This is a genomic window from Stenotrophomonas sp. TWI809 (assembly GCF_039673205.1).
In the GTDB taxonomy this organism is placed as follows: domain Bacteria; phylum Pseudomonadota; class Gammaproteobacteria; order Xanthomonadales; family Xanthomonadaceae; genus Stenotrophomonas.
The window spans coordinates 73,036-94,233 of record NZ_JBDJLE010000004.1 but is presented as its reverse complement, the minus strand read 5'-3'; the positions used below and the strand labels follow the sequence as shown (position 1 = coordinate 94,233).

At 67.8% G+C, this 21,198-nt stretch carries 22 protein-coding genes; 1 reads left to right on the top strand and 21 read right to left on the bottom strand.

Annotated elements, in window-relative coordinates:
* Window positions 1-28: 28 nt before the first annotated feature.
* The 19 genes from ABE472_RS04710 to ABE472_RS04620 all read right to left on the bottom strand — a co-directional run bounded on the left by ABE472_RS04710 (window position 29) and on the right by ABE472_RS04620 (window position 16,923).
* Window positions 29-472: an excinuclease ATPase subunit gene (locus tag ABE472_RS04710; RefSeq protein ID WP_346465675.1), complete on the bottom strand. Its 444-nt coding sequence runs from the start codon at window positions 470-472 to the stop codon at window positions 29-31.
* A gap of 76 nt (window positions 473-548) precedes the next feature.
* The gene (locus tag ABE472_RS04705; RefSeq protein WP_313219317.1) at window positions 549-1,790 is read right to left on the bottom strand and encodes a beta-ketoacyl-ACP synthase; all 1,242 of its coding nucleotides are present in this window, start codon (window positions 1,788-1,790) and stop codon (window positions 549-551) included.
* Window positions 1,790-2,521, bottom strand: a complete 732-nt coding sequence (locus ABE472_RS04700; protein WP_313209486.1) for a 3-ketoacyl-ACP reductase FabG2 — start codon at window positions 2,519-2,521, stop codon at window positions 1,790-1,792. The genes ABE472_RS04705 and ABE472_RS04700 overlap by 1 nt, the downstream gene beginning before the upstream one ends.
* Window positions 2,518-2,973, bottom strand: a complete 456-nt coding sequence (locus tag ABE472_RS04695) for a hotdog family protein (protein WP_313209488.1) — start codon at window positions 2,971-2,973, stop codon at window positions 2,518-2,520. The genes ABE472_RS04700 and ABE472_RS04695 overlap by 4 nt, the downstream gene beginning before the upstream one ends.
* Window positions 2,974-2,975: 2 nt before the next feature.
* A complete protein-coding gene (locus ABE472_RS04690) occupies window positions 2,976-4,163 on the bottom strand; it encodes a beta-ketoacyl-[acyl-carrier-protein] synthase family protein (protein ID WP_346465673.1) in 1,188 nt (395 codons plus the stop codon).
* Window positions 4,160-4,711, bottom strand: coding sequence for a DUF3261 domain-containing protein (locus tag ABE472_RS04685; RefSeq protein WP_313219313.1), 552 nt, complete (start codon window positions 4,709-4,711; stop codon window positions 4,160-4,162). Before ABE472_RS04685 ends, ABE472_RS04690 begins: the two co-directional genes overlap by 4 nt.
* A complete protein-coding gene (locus tag ABE472_RS04680; protein WP_313209496.1) occupies window positions 4,699-5,940 on the bottom strand; it encodes an NAD(P)/FAD-dependent oxidoreductase in 1,242 nt (413 codons plus the stop codon). The genes ABE472_RS04685 and ABE472_RS04680 overlap by 13 nt, the downstream gene beginning before the upstream one ends.
* A gap of 43 nt (window positions 5,941-5,983) precedes the next feature.
* Window positions 5,984-8,329: an MMPL family transporter gene (locus ABE472_RS04675; protein ID WP_346465671.1), complete on the bottom strand. Its 2,346-nt coding sequence runs from the start codon at window positions 8,327-8,329 to the stop codon at window positions 5,984-5,986.
* Window positions 8,322-8,942, bottom strand: a complete 621-nt coding sequence (locus ABE472_RS04670) for an outer membrane lipoprotein carrier protein LolA (RefSeq protein ID WP_346463428.1) — start codon at window positions 8,940-8,942, stop codon at window positions 8,322-8,324. The genes ABE472_RS04675 and ABE472_RS04670 overlap by 8 nt, the downstream gene beginning before the upstream one ends.
* A complete protein-coding gene (locus tag ABE472_RS04665) occupies window positions 8,939-9,361 on the bottom strand; it encodes a thioesterase family protein (protein ID WP_313219306.1) in 423 nt (140 codons plus the stop codon). Before ABE472_RS04665 ends, ABE472_RS04670 begins: the two co-directional genes overlap by 4 nt.
* Window positions 9,348-10,904, bottom strand: a complete 1,557-nt coding sequence (locus ABE472_RS04660) for an aromatic amino acid ammonia-lyase (protein WP_346465669.1) — start codon at window positions 10,902-10,904, stop codon at window positions 9,348-9,350. The genes ABE472_RS04665 and ABE472_RS04660 overlap by 14 nt, the downstream gene beginning before the upstream one ends.
* Window positions 10,894-11,841 carry an acyltransferase gene (locus tag ABE472_RS04655; protein WP_313209506.1) on the bottom strand — a complete coding sequence of 316 codons (948 nt, stop codon included), beginning with the start codon at window positions 11,839-11,841 and terminating at the stop codon, window positions 10,894-10,896. Before ABE472_RS04655 ends, ABE472_RS04660 begins: the two co-directional genes overlap by 11 nt.
* A complete protein-coding gene (locus tag ABE472_RS04650; protein WP_346465667.1) occupies window positions 11,838-12,623 on the bottom strand; it encodes a glycosyltransferase family 2 protein in 786 nt (261 codons plus the stop codon). Before ABE472_RS04650 ends, ABE472_RS04655 begins: the two co-directional genes overlap by 4 nt.
* Window positions 12,616-14,301: an AMP-binding protein gene (locus ABE472_RS04645; RefSeq protein WP_346465665.1), complete on the bottom strand. Its 1,686-nt coding sequence runs from the start codon at window positions 14,299-14,301 to the stop codon at window positions 12,616-12,618. The genes ABE472_RS04650 and ABE472_RS04645 overlap by 8 nt, the downstream gene beginning before the upstream one ends.
* Entirely contained in the window at window positions 14,294-14,845 is a 552-nt protein-coding gene (locus tag ABE472_RS04640) for a membrane protein (protein ID WP_019185495.1), read from the bottom strand. Before ABE472_RS04640 ends, ABE472_RS04645 begins: the two co-directional genes overlap by 8 nt.
* 22 nt (window positions 14,846-14,867) lie before the next feature.
* Window positions 14,868-15,125 (bottom strand): acyl carrier protein, encoded by a 258-nt coding sequence (locus ABE472_RS04635; protein WP_019185496.1) that lies wholly within the window; start codon window positions 15,123-15,125, stop codon window positions 14,868-14,870.
* Window positions 15,126-15,145: 20 nt separating this feature from the next.
* On the bottom strand, window positions 15,146-15,406 hold the full coding sequence (locus ABE472_RS04630; protein ID WP_019185497.1) for a phosphopantetheine-binding protein: 261 nt from the start codon (window positions 15,404-15,406) through the stop codon (window positions 15,146-15,148).
* The gene (locus ABE472_RS04625; RefSeq protein ID WP_313209526.1) at window positions 15,393-16,196 is read right to left on the bottom strand and encodes a lysophospholipid acyltransferase family protein; all 804 of its coding nucleotides are present in this window, start codon (window positions 16,194-16,196) and stop codon (window positions 15,393-15,395) included. The genes ABE472_RS04630 and ABE472_RS04625 overlap by 14 nt, the downstream gene beginning before the upstream one ends.
* Window positions 16,189-16,923: a beta-ketoacyl synthase chain length factor gene (locus ABE472_RS04620; RefSeq protein ID WP_313209528.1), complete on the bottom strand. Its 735-nt coding sequence runs from the start codon at window positions 16,921-16,923 to the stop codon at window positions 16,189-16,191. Before ABE472_RS04620 ends, ABE472_RS04625 begins: the two co-directional genes overlap by 8 nt.
* 180 nt (window positions 16,924-17,103) lie before the next feature.
* Between ABE472_RS04620 and ABE472_RS04615 the strand changes: the two genes are divergently transcribed.
* On the top strand, window positions 17,104-18,126 hold the full coding sequence (locus ABE472_RS04615) for a pteridine-dependent deoxygenase (protein ID WP_346465663.1): 1,023 nt from the start codon (window positions 17,104-17,106) through the stop codon (window positions 18,124-18,126).
* A gap of 463 nt (window positions 18,127-18,589) precedes the next feature.
* On the opposite strand, the gene cydB is transcribed toward ABE472_RS04615, so the two are convergent.
* Both cydB and ABE472_RS04605 read right to left on the bottom strand, forming a co-directional pair.
* Complete coding sequence (gene cydB, locus ABE472_RS04610) at window positions 18,590-19,603, bottom strand: cytochrome d ubiquinol oxidase subunit II (RefSeq protein ID WP_313212568.1); 1,014 nt, start codon at window positions 19,601-19,603, stop codon at window positions 18,590-18,592.
* Window position 19,604: 1 nt separating this feature from the next.
* Window positions 19,605-21,002, bottom strand: coding sequence for a cytochrome ubiquinol oxidase subunit I (locus tag ABE472_RS04605; RefSeq protein ID WP_346465661.1), 1,398 nt, complete (start codon window positions 21,000-21,002; stop codon window positions 19,605-19,607).
* Window positions 21,003-21,198: the final 196 nt, after the last annotated feature.

Here is a 21,198-nt window from a genome sequence, read left to right as displayed (position 1 = left end):
CGCCGGGTGAGGCGGTGGCCGTGTCTGCTTACTTCACCTTGGCGTAGGTGCCCTTCAGTGCCACGCCGGCCAGGATCGCGCCCGCATAGCATTCGTAGTTGGTGGTGCTCTTGAACTCGTTCTTCTTGTAATAGCTGACGATGTCGACCACCGCATTGGCACCGCGCGACTTGGCACCGTCCTGCAGCGCGCGCAGCGCCGACAGGGCCACCCAGCGGCAAGCGTCGGCATCGCTCTTGTTGGCGGCGTTGGTCTTCTTGTTGGTCACATCCTCGCCCAGGCGCTGCAGCACGCTGACTTTCTCGCCGGCCAGATAGAACTTCACGCTGCCGTCGATGCCGACGTTGCGGGCTTCGGCGGAATTGACCAGCTCATGCAGCGACTGCTCCACGCGGGTATCGCGGGCCTGGGCGGTGCCGGCGACGGCGACGGCGAGCAGGGCGGTGGCGGCCATCAGGGCAAAACGACGCATTCAACTTTCTCCTTGTTGGTGGGACGCGAGGGGTCTACGGAAACGGCCGGCCCGCACGGCAGGCCGGAAACAGCGGTCAGTCCTGCCAGCGGCGGAAGATCAACGAGGTGTTGATGCCACCGAAGGCGAAGTTGTTGCTCATGACGTAGTCGGTCTGCAACGCGCGGCCTTCGCCATCGATGTAATCCAGCACGCCGCAGCGCGGATCGACCTCGTGCAGATTCAGGGTCGGGGCGAACCAGCCGTCACGCATCATCTCGATGCTCAGCCAGGCCTCGAACGCGCCGCAGGCACCGAGCATGTGGCCGACGTAGCTCTTGAGCGAACTGATCGGCATGCCCGGGCCGAACACCTGGTGGGTGGCCTGGGTTTCGGCGATGTCGCCGTGCTCGGTGGCGGTACCGTGCGCGTTGACGTAGCCGATCCGATCGGCGGCCAGGTCGGCGTCTTCCAATGCCAGCCGCATCGCCTGGGCCATGGTGCCGGCGCTGGGCTGGGTGACGTGCTGGCCGTCGCTGTTGGTGCCGTAGCCGACCACTTCGGCCAGGATCGTGGCACCACGCGCCTGTGCATGCTCCAGCTCTTCCAGGATCAGCGTGCAGGCGCCCTCGCCCAGCACCAGGCCATCGCGGTGCGCATCGAACGGGCTGGGCGTGGTCTGCGGCGCGTCATTGCGCACGCTGGTGGCGAACAGGGTGTCGAACACCGCCGCGGCGGTGGCATCAAGCTGCTCGGCACCACCGGTGACCATCACCGTCTGCTTGCCGCTGCGGATCGCTTCATAGCCCGAACCCACGCCCTGGCTGCCCGAGGTACAGGCGCTGGAGGTGGTGTAGACGCGGCCGGACAAGCCGAAGAACACGCCGATGTTCACCGGCGAGGTGTGGCTCATCATCTTCAGGTAGGTGGTGGCGCTGATGCCTTCGGTGGTGTGCTCATGGAGCATGCGGCCGAACTCGGCGGTGGCCTCGTGGCTGCCCGAGGACGAGCCGTAGGCCACGCCGGCCATGCCACTGCGCAGCACAGGGTGGCCGAGCAGACCTGCTGCCTCCAGCGCCAGCTCGGTGGCACGCACCGACATCACCGCCACCTTGCCCATGCTGCGGGTGGTCTTGCGGTTGTAGTTGGCCGGGAGCTCGAAATCCTCGGCTGGCGCGGCCAGGCGGGTATTGAGGCCATCAAACACTTCCCACTCGGGGATGTAGCGCACCGCGTTGGTCCGCGCCTGCAGGCGCGCGCGGATGCTCGCCCAATCCTGCCCGAGCGGGCTGATGGCAGCGGCGCCGGTCACCACCACGCGACGATCGGAGCCGGCCATCAGACCATGCCTCCGTTGACCGAGATCACCTGGCGGGTGATGTAGCCGGCCGACTCGGAGAGCAGGAAGGACACGGCCGCAGCGACCTCTTCCGGCTGGCCCAGGCGGTTGGCGGGAATCAGCTTGAGCGCGTGCTCGACCACTTCTTCATTGACCATCTCGGTCTCGATCAGCCCGGGGGCCACGCAGTTGACGGTGATCGCGCGGCTGGCCAGCTCCAGCGCCAGCGCCTTGGTGGCGCCGATGATGCCGGCTTTGGCCGCACTGTAGTTGGTCTGGCCGCGGTTGCCGACCAGGCCGGACACCGAGGACAAGGTCACGATGCGGCCCGGTTTGCGCCGGCGCACCAACGGCATCACCAGTGGGTGCAGCACGTTGTAGAAGCTGTCCAGGTTGGTGTGGATGACCGCATCCCAATCCTCGGCCGGCATCGCCGGGAAGGCACCGTCGCGGGCGATGCCGGCATTGCAGACCACCCCGTAATAGGTGCCGTGCTCGGCGATGTCCGCTTCCAGCGCGGTGCGCGCGGCATCGCGGTCGGCCACATCGAACATCAGCACCCGGGCCTGCCGGCCCAGCGCCTGGATCTCGGTCACCACGGCCTGTGCGTCTTCGATGCGGCTGCGGCAATGCACCACCACGTCGAAGCCGTCGCGCGCGCAACGCAGCGCCACGGCACGGCCGATGCCACGGCTGGCGCCGGTCACCAGCACGGTCAAATTCCCTGTCATGCCTCTCCACTCTCCAGATAAGCCGCTGCATCCGTGGGTTGGAACACGGAAACGTTGGCAACTGCCACTTCGATATCGTCCGCCAGGATCCGGCAGGCGAACATGCCCAGGCCATTCTCGCCCAACAGCTCGCAGTTCGCCTCCACCCGCAGGCAGCTGCCGGCGGCAAAGTATGGCCGGTGGGCGGTGTAACGACGGCTGCCGAGCAGGAAGCCGATCGAGGGTTCCGCACCGGTCTGCCAGGCGCGGCACCCGGCCCAGGCGGCGATCGCCTGGGCCATGTATTCAACCCCGACCCAGGCGGGCACGCCGTCGGGGGTGCAGAACAGACCCTGCGTCGGGACGTCCACCTCGACCGCGATGGATTCGTCCTGCCAGGCCACCACGCGGTGGATCAGGCGCATGCTGTCGCGGTGCGGAAGCACGGCGTCGATGTCGGGGGGCAGCGGCATGCTCATCCCTTGGCCAGTGCCAGCACGGCATTGCTGCCGCCAAAGGCAAATGAGTGACTGAGCACGTGCTGCAGCGGCTGCGCGGCACGCGTCCCCGGCGCCACCAGCGCCAGTGCCGGCAAGGCGTCATCGGCCTGTCCATCCCACCAGTGGGTGGGCAACTGTTGGTCGGGGTTGTCGGCCAGCGTCATCCAGCACAGCGCCGCTTCGATCGCGCCGGAGGCACCCAGCGTGTGCCCGGTCAGCGGCTTGGTTGAGCTGGCCGGCACCTGCGTGCCAAGCACAGCGGCGACCGCCTGGCTTTCCATCGCATCGTTGTGGCCGGTGGCGGTGCCGTGCAGGTTCACGTAGTCGATCTGCGCGGGCGTCAGGCCGGCCCGGTCCAGCGCCTGCTGCATCGCATCGATCGCCCCGCGTGCCTGCGGATCCGGCGCGGACATGTGGTGCGCATCGGAGGATTCCCCCCAGCCGGAGAGCCGCACCGGGCCCGGCTCGCGGGTCATCAGGAACAGCGCCGCGCCCTCACCGATGTTGATGCCGTTGCGGTTGACGGAGAACGGATTGCAGCGCGCCGCCGAGACCGACTCCAATGCGCTGAACCCGGCCACGGTGAACCGGCACATCGAATCGGCGCCACCGGCCACCACCGCATCGACCACGCCGGCCTGCAGCAGGCGCGCGGCCGACATCAGCGCCTTGGCGCTGGACGAGCATGCGGTGGAGATCGTCCACGCCGGGCCGGTGCTGCCGATCCGCTCGCGCACGAAGCGCGCGGCGGTGCCCATTTCCTGCTGGGCGTAATGGAAATCGGCCGGCCACACACCATCGCGGTGATGCGTACGCAGTGCATTCTCCGATTCGCCGATGCCGGAGGTGCTGGTGCCGATGATCACCGCCACGCGATCGGCACCGAAACGGGCCACGGCGGCAGCGATGCCCTCGCGGATCTGCTCCAGTGCGGCCTCCAGCAGGCCGTTGTTGCGGCCACGCAGGGCCACCGGCAAGGCGGCCAGGTCCGGCAGCGGCGCATGCACTTCGCCCAGCGCCAGCGTGCGCCCGGGGAGGATCTCAGCGTTGTCGCGCAAACCACCGGGCTGCGCCGCGAACAGGCCGTCGCGTACTTGGGCGCGGTCGGCACCCAGCGCGCAGATCACCCCCAGCTCGTTCAGATAGACCGCGCTACTGCTCACTCTTGGCCCTGCCCCATGTCCATCGATTCGATCACCAGTTCATAGCCCTCGGCCAAGTTGCGCAGGCGCACGCGGCCGTCGGGGAGGCTGTCGCGCACCAGCCAGGGTTTGCCGCCCTGCTCCAGGCTGCGCACGCCATCGGTCTCCTGCAGGGTCCAGCCGGCGGGCAGCGCGGCACGGATCGCCGCCGCCGGCCACAACGCGAACTGCAGGTCGTCCAGCACGCGCTCGCCGCGCACCTGCGGCGGCAGCCATGGGGCACGGGTCTGTTCAAGATGCTGCCCGTCCCAGACCATGCGCACGCCGGTCTGGCCCATCGCCTGCACCGCCAGCCGCACCTGCTCGGCATCCACTTCCAGCAGCGCATCCAGCTCTCGCTGGTGGCTGCCGAAGCGGAACTGCAGGCGCTGCTGCAGCTGCACCGGTTGCGGCAATGCCGACGGCGCCAGCTGCAGCGTGGGCAGCTGCACCAGCGGTGTGGGCATGCGGGTGCTGGCACACGCGGCCAGCAGCAGGCTCAGCAACAGGGTCAGGATCAGGCGCTGCACAGTTCCTCCAGCACGCGCAGGCGCCGGCCGCTGGCATCGGCAACATACGGGTTCTGCGTGTCCCAGGCGTAGCCGGCCAGGATCGAGGAGATCATGCGGCGTACCTCCGGCTGCGGATCGGGATGGTAGATGATCTTCTGGAAGCCACCGGCGTACCAGGCTTCGACAAAGCGACGGAAGGTCTTCACCCCGGCGCGCAGCGGCACCGAGAACGCCTGCTCCCAATCCACCGTCTCACCGGCATGCTCGCGCGCCAGGCACTCGCTGGCCAGCTGCGCCGACTTGAAGGCAATGGTCACGCCCGAGGAGAACACCGGGTCCAGGAACTCGCCGGCATTGCCCAGCAGCGCATAGCCCTCGCCCCACAACGAGGAGACGTTGGCCGAGTACCCGGTGATGGTGCGCACCGGCAGCACCGCCCATTCGGCGTTGCTGAGCAGGCGGGTCAGGTTCGGGTCTTCGCCGACGATGGCCTGCAGCTTCTCCAGATCGGTACCGGGGTAGCGCTCGAAGAAACTCGGCTCGGCGACCACGCCCAGCGAGCAGCACCCATTGGAGAACGGAATCGTCCAGTACCACACGTCCACGTGCTCGGGATGGGTGGTGATCAGGATCTTGTTGCGGTCAAACCCCGCGCCGGCCGGAATGTGGTCACGCACGTGGCAGAAGATCGCGCCGCGCACCGGGAAGTTCGACGGCGACTCCAGCTTCAGCAGGCGCGGCAGCAGCCGGGCGAAACCGCTGGCGTCGAGGATGAAACCGGCCTCGATGGTGTACTCGCTGCCATCCGGGCGGCGCACCTGCACCTGTGCCGGGCGGCCGGGCTGCACCGAGAGCACTTCATCGCCGAAGCGCAGCGTGGCACCCATGCGCTCGGCACCGCGCGCCAGCACATCATCGAAGTCGGCGCGCTGCACCTGGTAGGTGGTGCCCCAGCCCGGCGAGAACTTGTCGCGGAAGTCGAACTCGGTGGTCGCTTCGCCGCGCACGAACGCGGCGCCGTTCTTGTACTGGAACCCGGCCTGCACCACATCCTGCAGCAGCCCGGCGGCCTCGATGTACTCCATGCTCTGCGGCAGCAGGCTCTCGCCGATCGAGAAGCGCGGAAACTGCTGGCGCTCCAGGATCAGCACCTGGCGGCCCTGCCTGCGCAGCATCGCGGCGGCCACGGAGCCGGCCGGGCCGGCGCCGATGACCAGGATTTCAGTACGTTCCACCTGCGGGTTCATCGATACATCCTTGATCAGTGCATGAAAGGAAAAACGCGGTCGCTCAGTGCGGGGCGTCGTGCGGTGGTGGGCGGAACAGCGGCGAAATCAGCCAGACCAGGCCGATGCCGAACAACAGGGTCAGACCGAACGCGCGCAGCGCCGGCGTGGCCGACAGCCCGAGCAGGCCGAACGACAGCCAGGTACTGGCCGCGCCGACGCACACGGCCAGCCAGGCACTGGCATCGCCGCGGTGCTCGATCAGGAAGATGCCGTAGTCGATGCCCATGCCCAGCAGCAGCATGAGCGCGAGCACGTTGAACAGCTGCAGCGGTTGCCCGAACAGGCCCAGCAGGGCCAGCGTCAGCGCACCGGCAACCAGGGTCGGGGCGAGCACGCGCCAGGCCTGCCCGCGGTAGCGCCAGTACAGCACCGCGAACACCAGCGCGATGCCGATCAGCAGCAAGCCGCTCATCAGCTTGCGATAGTGCTTGAGCAGCTGCGAGAAATCGGCGGTACGGTCGACCCAGCGCACCCCATCAATGCCCTTGGCCTGTGCTTCCAGCACAGCCAGTGCATCGGCGCGGGAGAGGTCATCGACCATCACCACCGAGGCCACGCCCTGCCCGACCGTCCCCAGCCACAGGTGGCGGAACGGCATCGCCGCCGGCGATGCGAGGAAGGCCTCGGCCTGCAGATCCTGCGCGGCATAGGCCGGGCGCAGCAATGGCTCGCCCACGGCCTCTCCGACCCGGGCCAGCACCTGCGGCTCGACCTTGGCCGTCAGCGCGGCATCAGCATGCTGGCGCTTCTGCGAAGGCAGCCAATCGCTGATCGCGCGGTAGCCGCCGATCTGCTTGTCTGCTTCCAGCACGCGCAGGCGGTCGATCAGCGCTTCTTCGCGCTCGAGCACCTGCTCGGCGGTATCACCCTGGACCAGATAGAACTGCGCCGGGCTGGGCATGCCCAGCATCTGGCTGATGCGGATCTGCTGGGCGATCAGCTCCGGTGGCGACGACTGCAGGCTGCGCAGGTCATCGTTGGTCTGCAGGCGCGCGATGCCGATCGCCGAGAGCAGCGTCACCACGCCCAGGAACATCGCGGCCTTGCGCCCATGCAGGCGCGGCCAGCGCTCCAGCGTGGCGCCGAGCCAGCGGGCGAAGCCGGTACGACGGATTTCGCCGCCATCCAGCCACGGGAACCAGAAGATCACGGTCAGGAAGGCGGCGGCCAGGCCCACCACCGAGAACAGCGCCATCTGGCGCAGCCCCGGGAACGGGGCCAGCCCCAGCGCGAGATACGCCAGCGCGCTGGTCAGCAACGCCAGCCACAGGCCCGGCAGCAGATGCCGCAGCAGCTTCCAGCGACGGTCAGCCGGCTCGGCCTGGCGCGAGGCGAACCAGTGGATGCCGTAGTCCTCGGCAACACCGACCAGTGACGCACCAAACACCAGCGTCAGCACATGCACCTTGCCGAACACCAGCACCGTCACCGCCAGCGCGACACCGCAGCCGATCAGCAGCGAGGCGGCCACCAGCAGGATCGGGCGCAGCGAGCGGAATGCCAGCCACACCAGCAGCAGCACCGCGGCCAGCGAGCCCCAGCCGATCGTGTTGATTTCCCAATTGGCCTGCACCGCAGCGGCCTCGGCATGCAGCGGCACACCGGCACGCAGCACCTCCAACCCCGGCGCCTGCCTGGCGGCGGCTTCGGCAGCGGTGTCCAGCAGCAGATCGATATGGCGCTCACCATCGAGCTGGAACGCCGAACCGACCGTGTCGTACTGCACGATCGACCAATGCTTGCCATCGGCCTCCAGCAGGCCGTCGTCGCCCATCTGCAGGCCCGAGCCCAGCGCGCGTTCCTGCCACCACTGCGGCCACAGCGAGAGCGGATCCTGGCGCCACTCGGTCAGGCGCGGTGCGCCCATCGGACCGTACAGCGCCGCCAGTGCCGACTCGGCCAGGCCTTGGGTGGGTTCGTTCTGCAGCCGCTCGCGCTGTGCGCTGGTCAGCAGACGGTCGCGGTAGGGAGCGTAGAACGCACGCGCCTGATCGAACCAGCCTTCGATCGAGCCGCTCTCGTGGAGCAGCGCCTTGCCGTCGGCGCTGTCGCGCAGGGTGGTGCGGAAGGCCGCCTCGGCCGCCTTGGTCTGCACCGCATCGGTACTGCCCAGCAGCACTACGATCTGGCGCGCATTGGCATCGGCGATGCGCCGGGTGACATCGGACAGCAGGCGATCATGCGCGTCCTGCGGCAGCAGCGCGAGGATGTCGGTGTCGATCCGCGATTCGCTCTTCCACAGCTGCCACTGCTGCACGCCCAGGCCGACCAGCACCAGCAGCCAAACGATGGCCAGCCAGCGCCAGAGGCGCTGCAGGCGGCCGTTCGAGGTCAGCACGTCATTCAAACCTGCGACCCTCGTCGGTGCTCAGCGTGGCCGGCGTATCGCTCATGCCGGCAAAATGGATGCGGGTGACATCCTGGTTGGCCTCGTTGATCTGGACCTCGCGCACGTAACGGTCGCCGCTCAGGGTGAGCTGCGCGAACACCTTGCCGAGCATCGCCGAGCGCGGGGTCAGCTGCATTTTCCAGGCGTTGCCGGGCAGCACCTCGACCTTGACCGTGAACTGCGCCGACAGCGCCTGCGCATCGCCGCTCATCAGCGCGAACATGATCGCGTTGACCGAGCGCATCGCCGGTTGCTGGCGGCCATCGAGTTCGACCCGGCTGCTGCCATCGCTTTGCCGGCTGAGGATGCGGTCACGGGTGACCACCACCTCGGACGGGAACGGCTTGAGCGTGGTCCAGATCACCCCGTGGTCCTGGGCCAGCACGAAGCGGCCCTGCGAGCGCAGCGGGTTCTTGAAGCCGGCGACCTGTTTCTCCTGGGTGAACTCGCCACGCAGCACGTCGACCTTGGCCACGCGCTGTTTGACGGCCTCCACATCGGTGGCGGCAAGCGCCGGGGCGACCACGGCCAGCATCACCAGCACGCACAGCGTGCGCAGCAAACGGTTCATTGCGGTTGCACTCCCAGACGCTCCCACAGCACCGGCGGGCACAGGTAGAGCATTTCATTGGTGGCCGCGTCGACCGCGACCTGGATGGTGTGGGCGCGGGTCAGCGTGGTACCGCTTTCCGCATCCACGATGTCGTAGGCGATCTTCAGGCGGTTTTCCCACTCGGTGATCGTGGCGCGCACGCGCAGCGCCTGGCCGTACAGCAACGGCCGGATGTACTTGACCCGCGCATCGACCACCGGCCACAGGTAGCCCGAATCGCGCATCTGCGGGTAGTCGTAATCGTGGCGCTGCAGCAGTGCGCAGCGCGCGATCTCGAAATACTTGAAGTAATTGCCATGCCAGACCACTTCCATGGCGTCGCAGTCATGGAACGCCGGCGACAGCGTCACCTCGAAGCTCAGATCAGGCGTGGACATACAACTCCCAGCGCTGTGCGCGGATATCGTCCAGCAGGGCGCGCAGCTCGCCATCCAGCGCGCGGTCTTCCTCGATCAGCGCGATGCGCTCGGACAGGTCCTGGTACATCGCGGCCAGATCGCCGTGCAACGTCGCTTTCATGCCGACACGCTCGCGCAGGGCCACGCCCTGGCGGGCAGTGATCAGCAGCGCGGCGACGACCTGTTCGGTCAGTTCGATCACGCGCAGGCAATCGCGCGCGGCGATGGTGCCCATGCTGACCTTGTCCTGGTTGTGGCATTCGGTGGAACGCGAGAACACCGAGGCCGGCATGGTCTGCTTGAGCGCTTCGGCGGTCCACGCCGAGACACTGATCTGCAGCGCCTTCAAGCCGTGGTTGATCGCCGCACGCTCACCGGTGGCCGCCGACAGATTGGCCGGCAGGCCGTGGTTGAAGCGCGCATCCACCACCAGCGCCATCTGCCGATCCAGCAGATCGGCCAGGTTGGCGATGGTGTTCTTCAGCGCATCCATCGCAAAGGCGATATGGCCGCCGTAGAAATGGCCACCGTGCAGGATGCGCTCGCCCTCGACATCGATCAGCGGGTTGTCGTTGGCGCTGTTGAGTTCGGTTTCGATCAGCTGGCGGAAGAACGGCAGTGCGTCCTGCACCACGCCGATCACGTGCGGCGCGCAGCGCAGCGAGTACCGGTCCTGCAGGCGCTGTTCGTTGCGCGGCGGGCGGTCGCTGTGCAGGTCCTGGCGCAGACGCGCGGCGATCTGCGTCTGCCCCGGGTGCGGTTTGGCGGCGAACAGCATTTCATCGAAGTGGTGCGCGTTGCCGTCGCTGGCCAGCACGTTGAACGCGGTCAGGCGCGTGGCCAGCCTGGTCAGGTAATCGGCACGGTCATAGGCCAGGCAGGCCAGCGCGGTCATCACGGCGGTGCCGTTCATGATCGCCAGGCCTTCCTTGGGGCGCAGCCGGAGCGGGGTCATGCCGATCTCGGCCAGCACCTCGGCCGCCGCGCGGCGCGCGCCCTGGTACATCACCTCGCGCTCGCCACACAGCACCGCAGCCACGTAGGACAGCGGGGTCAGATCGCCACTGGCACCGACCGAACCCTCGGCCGGGATCAGCGGCAGCACGTCGTGGCGCAGCAGCGTGGCCAGGCCCTGCAGCAGCGGATGGCTGACGCCGGACATGCCACGCACCAGCGAGGCCAGGCGTGCTGCGATCACCGCACGGGTCTCCTGCGGATCCAGGAAACGGCCCAGGCCACAGCCGTGGTAGGTGAACAGGTGGTGCGGCAGCTCGGCCACCAGCGCCGGCGGAATGTTCACCGTGCACGAATCGCCGTAGCCGGTGGTCACCCCGTAGATGACGCCATCCTCGCGCAGCAGGCGATCAAGGAAATCCGCGCCGCGCTGGATGCGCGCGGTGAATGCCGCATCGTCGGTGACGACGGCCTGGGCGTGGCGCTGCGACAGCGCGACCACGTCTTCGATGGTCAGCGGCGCATCGCCGAAGCGGACGGAGGGTGCCTGATCGGCCTTACTTGCCATGAGATGCCTGATCCCAGAAGGGGAAGAAATTGAACCAGTCCAAGGGTGCCTGGGTGACCTGAACTTCCAGCCACCGGGCGAAATGTTCAGCCTGCGCGGTCAGCGCGGCGTCACGCGAACCGCGCGGCAATACGATGCGATCGGTGAACTGTTCAAAGCGCACCTGGTAGCCGCGGCCATGATGCAGGCAGGCCATGGTGTAGACCGGACAGGCCAGCGCCGCAGCGAGCACATAGGCGCCGATCGGGAACTGCGCGGTGTGGCCGAGGAACGAGGCCGGTACCGTGCGCCCGCCGCGCAGCGGCACGCGATCGCCGACGATGGCCACAAAGCCCCCCGCCTCGACCCGGCGCTGCAGCTCGACGGCGGTGGCCGGGCCCATGTCGGTCACCTGCAGCAGTTCCACCGAAGCCAGTGGATCGAGCCGCTGCATCAGCCGGTTGAAACGCTGCGCGTGCGCGGTGTGCACCAGCACGGTGATGTGGAAGCCGGGCACCTGCTCGGCCAGCACCTGGCACAACTCCAGGCAGCCGATATGCGCGGTGAGGATCAGGCCACCTTCGCGGCGCGCGATCCTGTCCAGCACCAGGTCACGCTGCAGATAGATGCGCTCGGGCGGATAGCGGCCGCCCAGGCCCAGCAGCTTGTCGAGCATGGTGTCGGCAAACAGCGCGAAGTGCTTCAGGCTCTGCCAGCGGCCCGGCGGCGTGGCAAACACGCCGGTGTGCGCCTGCAGACGCTGCAGATACTGCAACGAAGACTCGCGCGCGAGCCGGTTGGTCAGCCAGTGGCACAGCACCACCGGATACACGCACAGGCGGAACGGCCAACGCCCGAACCAGCGGTGTACCCAGCACAGGAACAGCACGCCGGCGGCCGAGGTCGACTCGCCGATGTCGGCCCAGTGCGGGGCGCTCCCAGGTGCAGGCGTGGTCATGGGCGAGGACCTGCGAGGCGTTGCCACAGCAGCCGCGGCGCGCGCCACAGCATCCCGAAGAACAGGCGCGCGTGCATGCGGCTGATGCGTACGTTGTCGCGCCACACATCAAAGTGCGAGACGCCATCGCTGGGATAGGTGACGGCCGTCGGCACGTTGATCACCTTGACCCCGCGCCAGAACAACCGCACCAGGATCTCGCTGTCGAAATCCATGCGACGGCCGATGGTTTCCTCACCGATCAGGCGCGTCACCGGCGCCAGCGGATACAGGCGGAAGCCGCACATCGAGTCGCGGATCTGCAGCGACAGTGTGTTGATCCAGACCCAGATATGCGTGGCATAACGGCCGTACAGGCGCGCCTTGGGCACGCTGGCATCGTAGGCGGGCGTGCCGCAGATCACCGCGTCCGGCTGCGCCTGCGACAACGCGACGAAGCGCGGGAGGTCACCGGTGTTGTGCTGGCCATCGGCATCGATCTGCAGCACGTGGCTGTAATCCAGACGCGCGGCCTCGGCGAAGCCGGCCACCATCGCGCCGCCCTTGCCCTGGTTGACCGGCAGCCGCAGCAGCGTCACCTGCGGTGCGTGCGCGTGCGCCAGGGCATCGAGCACCCGTGCGCAGTCCAGATGCGAACCATCGTCCACCAGCAGGCACGGCAGGCCACTGGCGAGCACGCCCTGCACCACCGCGCCGATCGCATGCGCGTGGTCGTATACCGGGATCACCACCAACGGGGCGAAGGCCGGCCTGCTCACGCCACTACCGGTGTCATCATGCATCGCCGAACACCACCCGGCCGCTGGCATGCACGCCATGGTCGGAGACGTATCGGAAGCTCATCGCCGATTTGGCCGCGTCCCAACCCAGGCTCAGCTGCAGGCAGTCGCCCGGCCGCGCCACGTGCTGGAACTTCACCGCATCCATCCGTACGAACCGCGGCGGCATCGTGAAGGCGCTACGGCCGTAGTGGATTGCCCAGTCCAGCTGGACCACGCCGGGCAGGATCTTCGCCTGCGGGAAATGCCCGTCGAACGCGACCAGGTCAGGATCCAGAACGAACTGCAGCGACGCGGTGGTGTCATCGCGCTGCTGCCACTCGGCCATCGGCATCAACGGGCGGAACAGCGCCGCCAGTGCCGCGGCGGTGACCTTGCCCTGCGCATTGAAGGGAAGTTCGTCGATGAAGCGCCAGCGGCGCGGCCGGGTCACCGCGTCATGGCTGCGGGCCAGATGCGCGCTGAGCTGCTGCGCCTGGCGGCGGCGCTCGGCGTCATCCCACTGCGCGGCGCCCGTCGCCTGCGGCACCACCACGGCGGCCAGCTGTTCGCGCGCGCCCGGCAACACCAGCACGCGCACCTCCTGCACGGCCGGGTGCGCGCGCAGCTGCTGCTCGAGGGCATCCAGCGAGACGCGCCGCTCTTCGATCTTGACGATGCGATCGGCGCGGCCGAGCAGGCGGAAGCTGTGGCCGTCATCGGCCACGGCACGGTCCTGGGTCAGCCACCAGTCTTCGCTCGCCAGGTGCGGCGAGCGGACCGCCAGGCAGCCCTCCTCGATCCGCCAGGCGACGCCGGGCAACGGATGCCACTGCGGCCGCGTTGCACTCCAGCGCCGCCACGCAACGCCACCGGTTTCGCTGCTGCCGAAGACTTCGGTCGGGGCCACGCCCATCAAGGCGCGCACCTGCAGCGCCGCCTCGGTCGGCAGCGGACCGCCAGAGGAGAACACCGCGCGCAGCTGACCGCCCAGCGAGGACCAGTCCAGCTGCTCGGGCAGGCGTTTGAGATGGGCCGGGGTGGCCACCAGCACCGACGGCTGGCCGCCCAGCGCGCTGACCAGGTCTTCGTGGAAGAACCGGCGCGGTTGGATCGCGCGTCCGGCCACCAGCGGCCACAGCACCCGGAACAGCAGCCCGTAGATGTGCTGGTGCGAGACCGTGCCCTGCACCTGGGCGCCGTCGAACTGCTCGCCGAAGGCGGCCTGCAGCGCATCCACCTCGCGGGTCAGCTGGCGCATGCGTTTGACGATGGCGCTCGGCGCGCCGGTGCTGCCGGAGGTGAACACCACCAGTTCCAGCGCCGCGTCGTCCAACGGCTGCAGCACCTGCTCCGGATCGGCCGCCGCATCGGGCTGCAGCGGCGCATACCGGGCCGGCACGTCGCCGGCGAACCCGGCCACGCGCGGGCTCAGTCCTTCCAGCGTGGCCGGCAGGTTGTCACCGCCCAGGAACACACGCTTGCCGGCATGCCAGGCCCCCAACAGGGCGGCGGCGAAGGTCAGCGTGTCATCGAAATACAGCGCCCAGTCGGTGCCGGGGGCACGCGCGAACACCTGCTGCCAGCACAGTACCTGCGCGCGGAACTGCGGGTGCTCCACCACGGTGTCGCCGGCGATGCCGACGATGCGGCCCGGGCGCGGGGCCAGCGCCAACCGGTCCAGTGCGATCCACTCAGCCATGGGCATGCGCCGCCTTGACCCGTCGCCGGACCAGCCATTCCCCGCCAAACAGAGCACCCATCATCACGTAGGCCAACAATCCGTTGTAGAACGCCCAGACCTGGTTGGACGCCCACAGCGCCGTGGCCAGGGCCAGACTTCCGTTGAGAACAAAGAAGCCGCACCAGATCCACGTGACGCGACGGGTATAGATCACGGCGAACGGCGGCAGGTCCGGCTCGCTCAGCCGCGCCAGGCGCTCCACGGCACTGGGCCCGAAGCGCAGGCTGGTGGCGAAGATGACCAGCATCACCGCGTTCACCAGCGCCGGGTACAGCTTCAGCGGCAGGGCCTGGTTGAAGGCCGTAGCCACCAGGGCGAGCACACCGGTGCCGAGTGCGGCCACCCACCACACCGCCTGGCGGGTGGTCAGCGCGCGCAGCGCGGCCAGGGTGAACAGCAGCAGCGACAACCAGCGCGGCTCGAACCGGCCCAGCGACAGGTAGACCACCAGCGGGTATGCCAGCGACAGCAACGCAAACGCCGCGACGCGTACCCGGACCATGGTCAGTCTTCAGCGATGGCCGTCAGGCGGCCGCTTGACCAGGCAACAGCCCGTGCACCACATCCACGATGTCCTGCACGGTGCGCACCTGCTTGAACGCTTCCGGCTGCAGATTGCGGCCGAGCAGCGGCTTGAGCTGCACGATCAGGTCGACCGCGTCGATGCTGTCGATGTCCAGGTCGTCATACAGCCGCGCGGCGGGCGTGATACGGCTCGGCTCGATCTCAAAGCTGTCCTTGAGGATCTTGACGATGCGCTCGAAAAGTTCGTTCTTGGTCATGGGTAAATCCTGACGCGCCGTTAGGACGGCTGGCGTGCGGCGACAAACTCGCTCAGGGCACGCACGCTGGAGAAATGGCGACGGGTCTCTTCCGAATCGGCTGACAGGCTGACACCGTACTTTTTCTGCAGGGCCAATCCAAGTTCCAGCGCGTCGATCGAATCCAGGCCCAACCCCTCTACAAACAAGGGCGCGGCGGAATCGATGTCTTCGGGAGTGATGTCTTCCAGTGAAAGCGATGAAATGATCAATTCCTTGATCTCGTGCTCAAGTGCCTGCACGGGTCGGGTCTCCAGCGAAGTCGAAGTAATGGGCAAGATGATCGGTCACACGCCTGGCGGCCAAGGCATCCCCCCTGGGCGCATCGCCGGTCTCGTTCAGAAACGGGGCAATCGGGAGATCCTCCCCGACTTCCAGCTGAACGTGAAATCGCCGTGATGGCACACGATACCATTTCTGGCCCTTTGTCAGGGTCAGCGGGGTGCAGGTGATCCGCACCGGGGTGATGTCCAGCCGGCCCCGCACCGCGATGTTGGCCGCCCCGCGCTGCAGGCGCAGCGGCTGTCCCGGCACGGTGCGGGTGCCCTCCGGGAAGATGACCAGGTTGCCGCCGGCCTGGACCGCCGCGATGCAGTCATCGATCAGGCCCGCTCCGTCGTCGTTGGAGACATAGCCGGCCGCGCGGACCGGGCCGCGCATGAACGGGTTGCGCGCCACGGCCTGCTTGACCACGCAATCGGCATTGGGCAGCTGGGCGATCAGCAGCACCACGTCGATCAGGGTCGGGTGGTTGGCCAGGATCAGCAGGCCGTTGCGTTGCAGGCGCTCCCCCCCGCGGATCTCATAGGTCATCAGCCCGAGCCGGCGCATCAGGCCGACGTGCGTGGCGAAGCTGCCCTGGACCAGGCGCCGCGCCAGCACGCGCCGGCGCACCGGGTCGCGGATCAGCAGCAGCGACAGGAACAGCAGCCCGCCCAGCACCAGCCCGCCGAGCCCGAAGGCGGCAAAGCTCAGCCCCGTGCCCAGCACCCGCCAGGCATGGTTGATCCGGGCCGGCCAGCGCTCAGCCATGGCGTTGCCAGGTCCAGCGTTGGCCATCGGCCTCCAGCCCCAGCGAAGGCGCACCGGCCAGCAGGAAACGCAAGGCTTCCAGGCCATGCGGCAGACCGTCGGAGGGGCGATCCTCGCCGCCTGCCCCCCAACCCAGCGACAGCCGGGTGCCCGGACCGTCGGCCGGTCCCAGCCGCCAGCACCAGGCGAAGAACGGATCGGGCTCGTCGGCGAAGCCGGCGTAGATCGGTGGCAAGGGCGATTCATAGACCACCAGTCGCACCTCGGGCGCGCCATCGGCGAGCAGGCCGAAGGCCTCCATGCAGGCGGTCTCGACCGTGGCCCGGCCGGCCGCGAGGGCCAGATAGTTGCCGCGATGGCCGCGGGCGATCGAATACAGCGCGGCGATCGCGTTGTGCACCGACAGCCCGAAGCCGGTTGGCGACATCGGCTGGTCTGCGCTCAGGGTATTGAGCAGTTCCATCGAACGGGCCACGTCGCCATGCCGCGAGGCGAACACCAGCGGCACCTGGCCACCGTCGTCGGGCTGCTCGCACCAGCACGCGGTCTGGATCGCCATGCGCCCCAGCCGCTCGATCCGGCGGCGCTGCATGGCCGGCACTTCGGACAGCGCCGGCGTGTCCTCACCGGTCGGCAGCCAAGGGGCCTCTGCCCACGCCTGCCACTGCTCCCGGGTGGTGATGCCTGGCGCCCAGGCCGACCAATCCACTACTGAAAACTCGATCATTCACGCCAACATGATGGATGGGTACCAGGACGGGCACGAGCCAGGGTGGCCACGCGGATCGGCTCCCCATGCCAGCCGGACCGCGCCTGTCATCGACATCGTCCGGCGCCGGACGCGGTGCCGAGAAAGGAGCGCACGCTATCATGACACTCTCGGCACTGGCAGCATTCACATTCTGAAATGAGCAACACGATCGACCACGCAACGTCCCCGGCAATCGCTTTCCCTTCCTCCGGACCTGCGTGGTTCCATGTCGCCTACGCCCCGGCGGCGCACCGTGATGCCGCGCTGGCCGACCCGCAGACGCTGGCGGTGTTCGGCTTCGGCCTGCGCCACGCCGCGCTGGACGACCCGCGCTGGCTGCAGGTCCCGCTGGCCGAACAGGGTCCGGCGCAGATCGAGGTCTGGCGTGGCGGCACGCCGGTCGCGCACGGCACCACCGATGGGGTGCGCTGGTCGCACACCGACAGCCTGCTGTTCGGGGTGCTGGAGATTGACGAGGTCGACAGCGATATCGAGTCCGCCGCAGCCGAGGCCTATGCGCGGATGAGCGCGTTCCTGTCGCGCTGCGGCTATCCGCATCTGCTGCGCACCTGGAACTATCTGGACGCAGTGACCGAGGGCGATGGCGACGATGAACGCTACCGACGTTTCTGCGTGGGCCGCGTGCGGGGCCTGCGGAAACTGGATGAAGCCGCACTGCCGGCGGCAACCTGCATTGGCCGCTTCGACGGTGAGCGCCGGCTGCAGGTGTATTGGCTGGCAGCCCGCGAGCCGGGCCTGCCGCTGGAGAATCCGCGTCAGGTGAGCGCGTTCCGTTATCCACGCCAGTACGGGCCGCAGTCGCCGAGTTTTTCGCGGGCGCTGTTGCCGCCGTTGGCAACGGGGTTGCCGTTGCTGCAGTCCGGGACGGCGGCGATCGTGGGGCATGTGTCGCAGCACACGGGGGCGGTGGATGAGCAGTTGCGGGAGACGTTGACGAATCTGCAGAGTCTGGTGGATACGGCGCGCGGTCAGCGGCCGTCGCTGTCACCGGCGTTGGGGTCGACGTCGGTGCTGAAGGTGTATGTGCGGCGCGCGGAGGATATGGCGGCGGTGGCGGCGCAGATGGCGGCGCTGCCGACGGCCCCGCCGTTCGTGGTGTTGCATGCAGAGGTGTGCCGGGCGGAGTTGCTGGTGGAGATCGAGGGGCTGCACGGCTGAGTCAACAGCCTTGGTTTGCCGGGCGCGCCTGGCCTGGGTCGGTGTGGGTGGGGTGTCGGGACCCGCTGCAAGTACGTACTTGTAAGCTCATGTGTTGCCATCCATGGCAACACATGGTCCCGCCACCCCACCCACACCGCCCCTTCGACAGTTGGCTGGTGCGCATCGGAAAGATCAACGGCAGGTCGAATCGGCCGCCTGACGTTTCTTCTTGATCAATCAAGCAGCTTTCATGCTGGGGTAGAGCCGACCGTTGGTCGGCTGCTCTTGACCCGTTTTTATGCGGTTGACTCTTCCCACCGACGACGCAGACCTTTCAGGGCGAGGGCGGTCGGACCCTGCCGGGACCGTCGGGCGCCATGGATGGCGCCCGTCGAGCCCCCAGGGATGGGTTTACGGCGCGTCCCGGCAGGGTCTGACCGCCCTCGCGCACACGGAACCGGGAATAGCCACCGTGCTTTCCTCAGTGATACCCCACATCCGCCCGCACCTTGCCGCGGAACACCCGGTACGACCAGGCCGTATAGCCCAGGATCACCGGCAGCAGGATCACCAGCCCGACCAGGCTGAAGCTCAGCGACGAGGCCGGCGCCGCGGCCTGCCACAACGTCATGCTCGGCGGCAGCAGGTACGGCCACATGCCCAGCACCAGGCCGATGAAGCCGAGGATGAACAGGGCCAGCGTCAACAGGAACGGCGGCAGATCGCGCTTGGGATGCATCGCGCTGCGCCACAGCGCGGTGGCGACCGCCAACGTCAGCAACGGCACCGGCGAGAGCCACCAGAAGTTGCCATCGCTGAACCAGCGCGCCATGAGGCGCGAATCCAGGAACGGCAGCCACGCGCTCACCAAGCCCATGAACACGATCACCGCCACCACCAGCGGGCGGGTCAAGGTGCGTGCGAAGGTCTGCTCGCGGCCTTCGGTCTTGAGGATCAACCAGGTGCTGCCGAGCAGCGCGTAACCGAACACCACGGCTGCGCCGGTCAGCATCGAGAACGGGCTGAACCAGCTGAAGGCGCCGCCGACATAGCGGCCATCCACGACCTGCAGGCCCTGCACGAGTGCGCCGAGGATCACGCCCTGCGCGAAGGCGGCCAGCAGCGAGCCCAGGCCGAATGCCACGCTCCACAGCTTGCGCGAGCGGTGCGCCTTGAAGCGGAATTCGAAGGCCACGCCGCGGAACACCAGCGCGACCACCAGCAACAGGACCGGCAGGTACAGCGCCGACAGCAGCGCCGCGTAGGCCTTCGGGAAGGCCGCCATCAGCCCGGCCCCGCCCAGCACCAGCCAGGTTTCGTTGCCGTCCCAGATCGGGGCGGCGGTGTTCATCATGATGTCGAGCTGTTCTTCATCCTCGGCCATCGGCGCGAGGATCCCGATGCCAAGCACGAAGCCATCCAGCACCACGTACATCAGCACACCAAAGCCGATCACCGCGAACCATGCCACCGGCAGCCAGGTCGTCATCTCCATCTCAGCGCTCCTCCAGCGGTTCATCGGCACCGGACAGCGGCCGCGCCGGGGTGTGGCTGCCGGCATCCAGGGCCGGGGCCGGGTCATGCGGCTTGGGACCGGTGCGGATGATCTTCACCAGGTACCAGACACCCCAGCCGAACACGAACGCATAGCCGACGATGTACACGCCCAGCGAGAGCGCCGTCATCCATGCGCTCTGCGGACCCACGGCATCGGCGGTGCGAAGCACGCCATAGACCACCCACGGTTGCCGCCCCATCTCGGTCACGAACCAGCCGGAGATCAGCGCGATGAAGCCACTGGGCAGCATCCAGTTCCAGCCGCGGATCAGCCAACGCGACTGCAGCAGTTTGCCGCGCCACCACTGGAACGCCGAGACCCAGGCCAGCAGCAGCATCAGCGTGCCCAGCCCGACCATCACCCGGAACGCAAAGAACACCGGCACCACCGGCGGCCGGTCGCTGGCTGGCACCGAGGTCAGCGGATCGAACGTGCCCTCCAGCGAATGGGTGAGGATCAGGCTGCCCAGGCGCGGGATCGCGATTTCGTAATCGTTGCGCTCTGCCTTTTCATTGGGCACCGCGAACACCACCAGCGGCACGCCCTTGCCCTCGCCTTCGGAATGCCAGTGCGCCTCCATCGCCGCGATCTTCATCGGCTGGTGCTTGAGGGTATTCAGGCCATGCATGTCGCCGACGAAGATCTGTACCGGCACCGTCAGCGCGGCGAAGCCCACCGCCGCCAGCAGCATCTTGCGGCCGGCTTCGCGGTGCACGTCCTTGCGCAGGTACCACGCCCCCACGCCGCCGATCACGAAGCACGTGGTGATGAACGAGCCCAGGGCCATGTGCGCCAAGCGGTACGGGAACGACGGGTTGAAGACGATCTGCCACCAGTTCTGCGGGTGCACGATGCCATCGACCATCGCGTAACCGGCCGGCGTCTGCAGCCAGCTGTTGGAGGACAGGATCCAGAACGTGGAGACCAGCGTGCCCAGCGCCACCATGCAGGTGGAGAAGAAATGCAGGCGCGTCGAGACCTTGCCCCAGCCGAACATCATCACGCCCAGGAAGCTGGCTTCCAGGAAGAACGCCGTGAGCACTTCATAGGTCAGCAGCGGGCCGATCACCGTGCCGGCGACCTCGCTCAGCCGGGGCCAGTTGGTGCCGAACTGGAAGGCCATGACGATGCCGCTGACCACCCCCATGCCGAAGGAGACCGCGAAGATCTTCTGCCAGAAGAAATACAGCTCGCGCCAGACCGGATTGCCGGTGCGCAGCCAGCGCGATTCGACAAAGGCCAGCCAGCTGGCGGTACCGATCGTGAAGGCCGGGAACAGCACGTGGAAACTGATGACGAACCCGAACTGGATCCGGGACAACAACAACGCGTCCAAGAGACGCCTCCGACTGGCTTCTGAAATCCGCACCAGTCTGGGCCTGTATCCGTGAAAGGCACATGCGACCCGGTGACGCGCTGCTTCACTTTGTCGCAGGGGCTACCGCAAGCCGAGCCCCTTAGCGGCCGGTAGGGGAAGCCAGGCTTTTCAGGGCCTGTCGGTGGGTTGGGCGCTGGGGCGCCATACCCTTGGA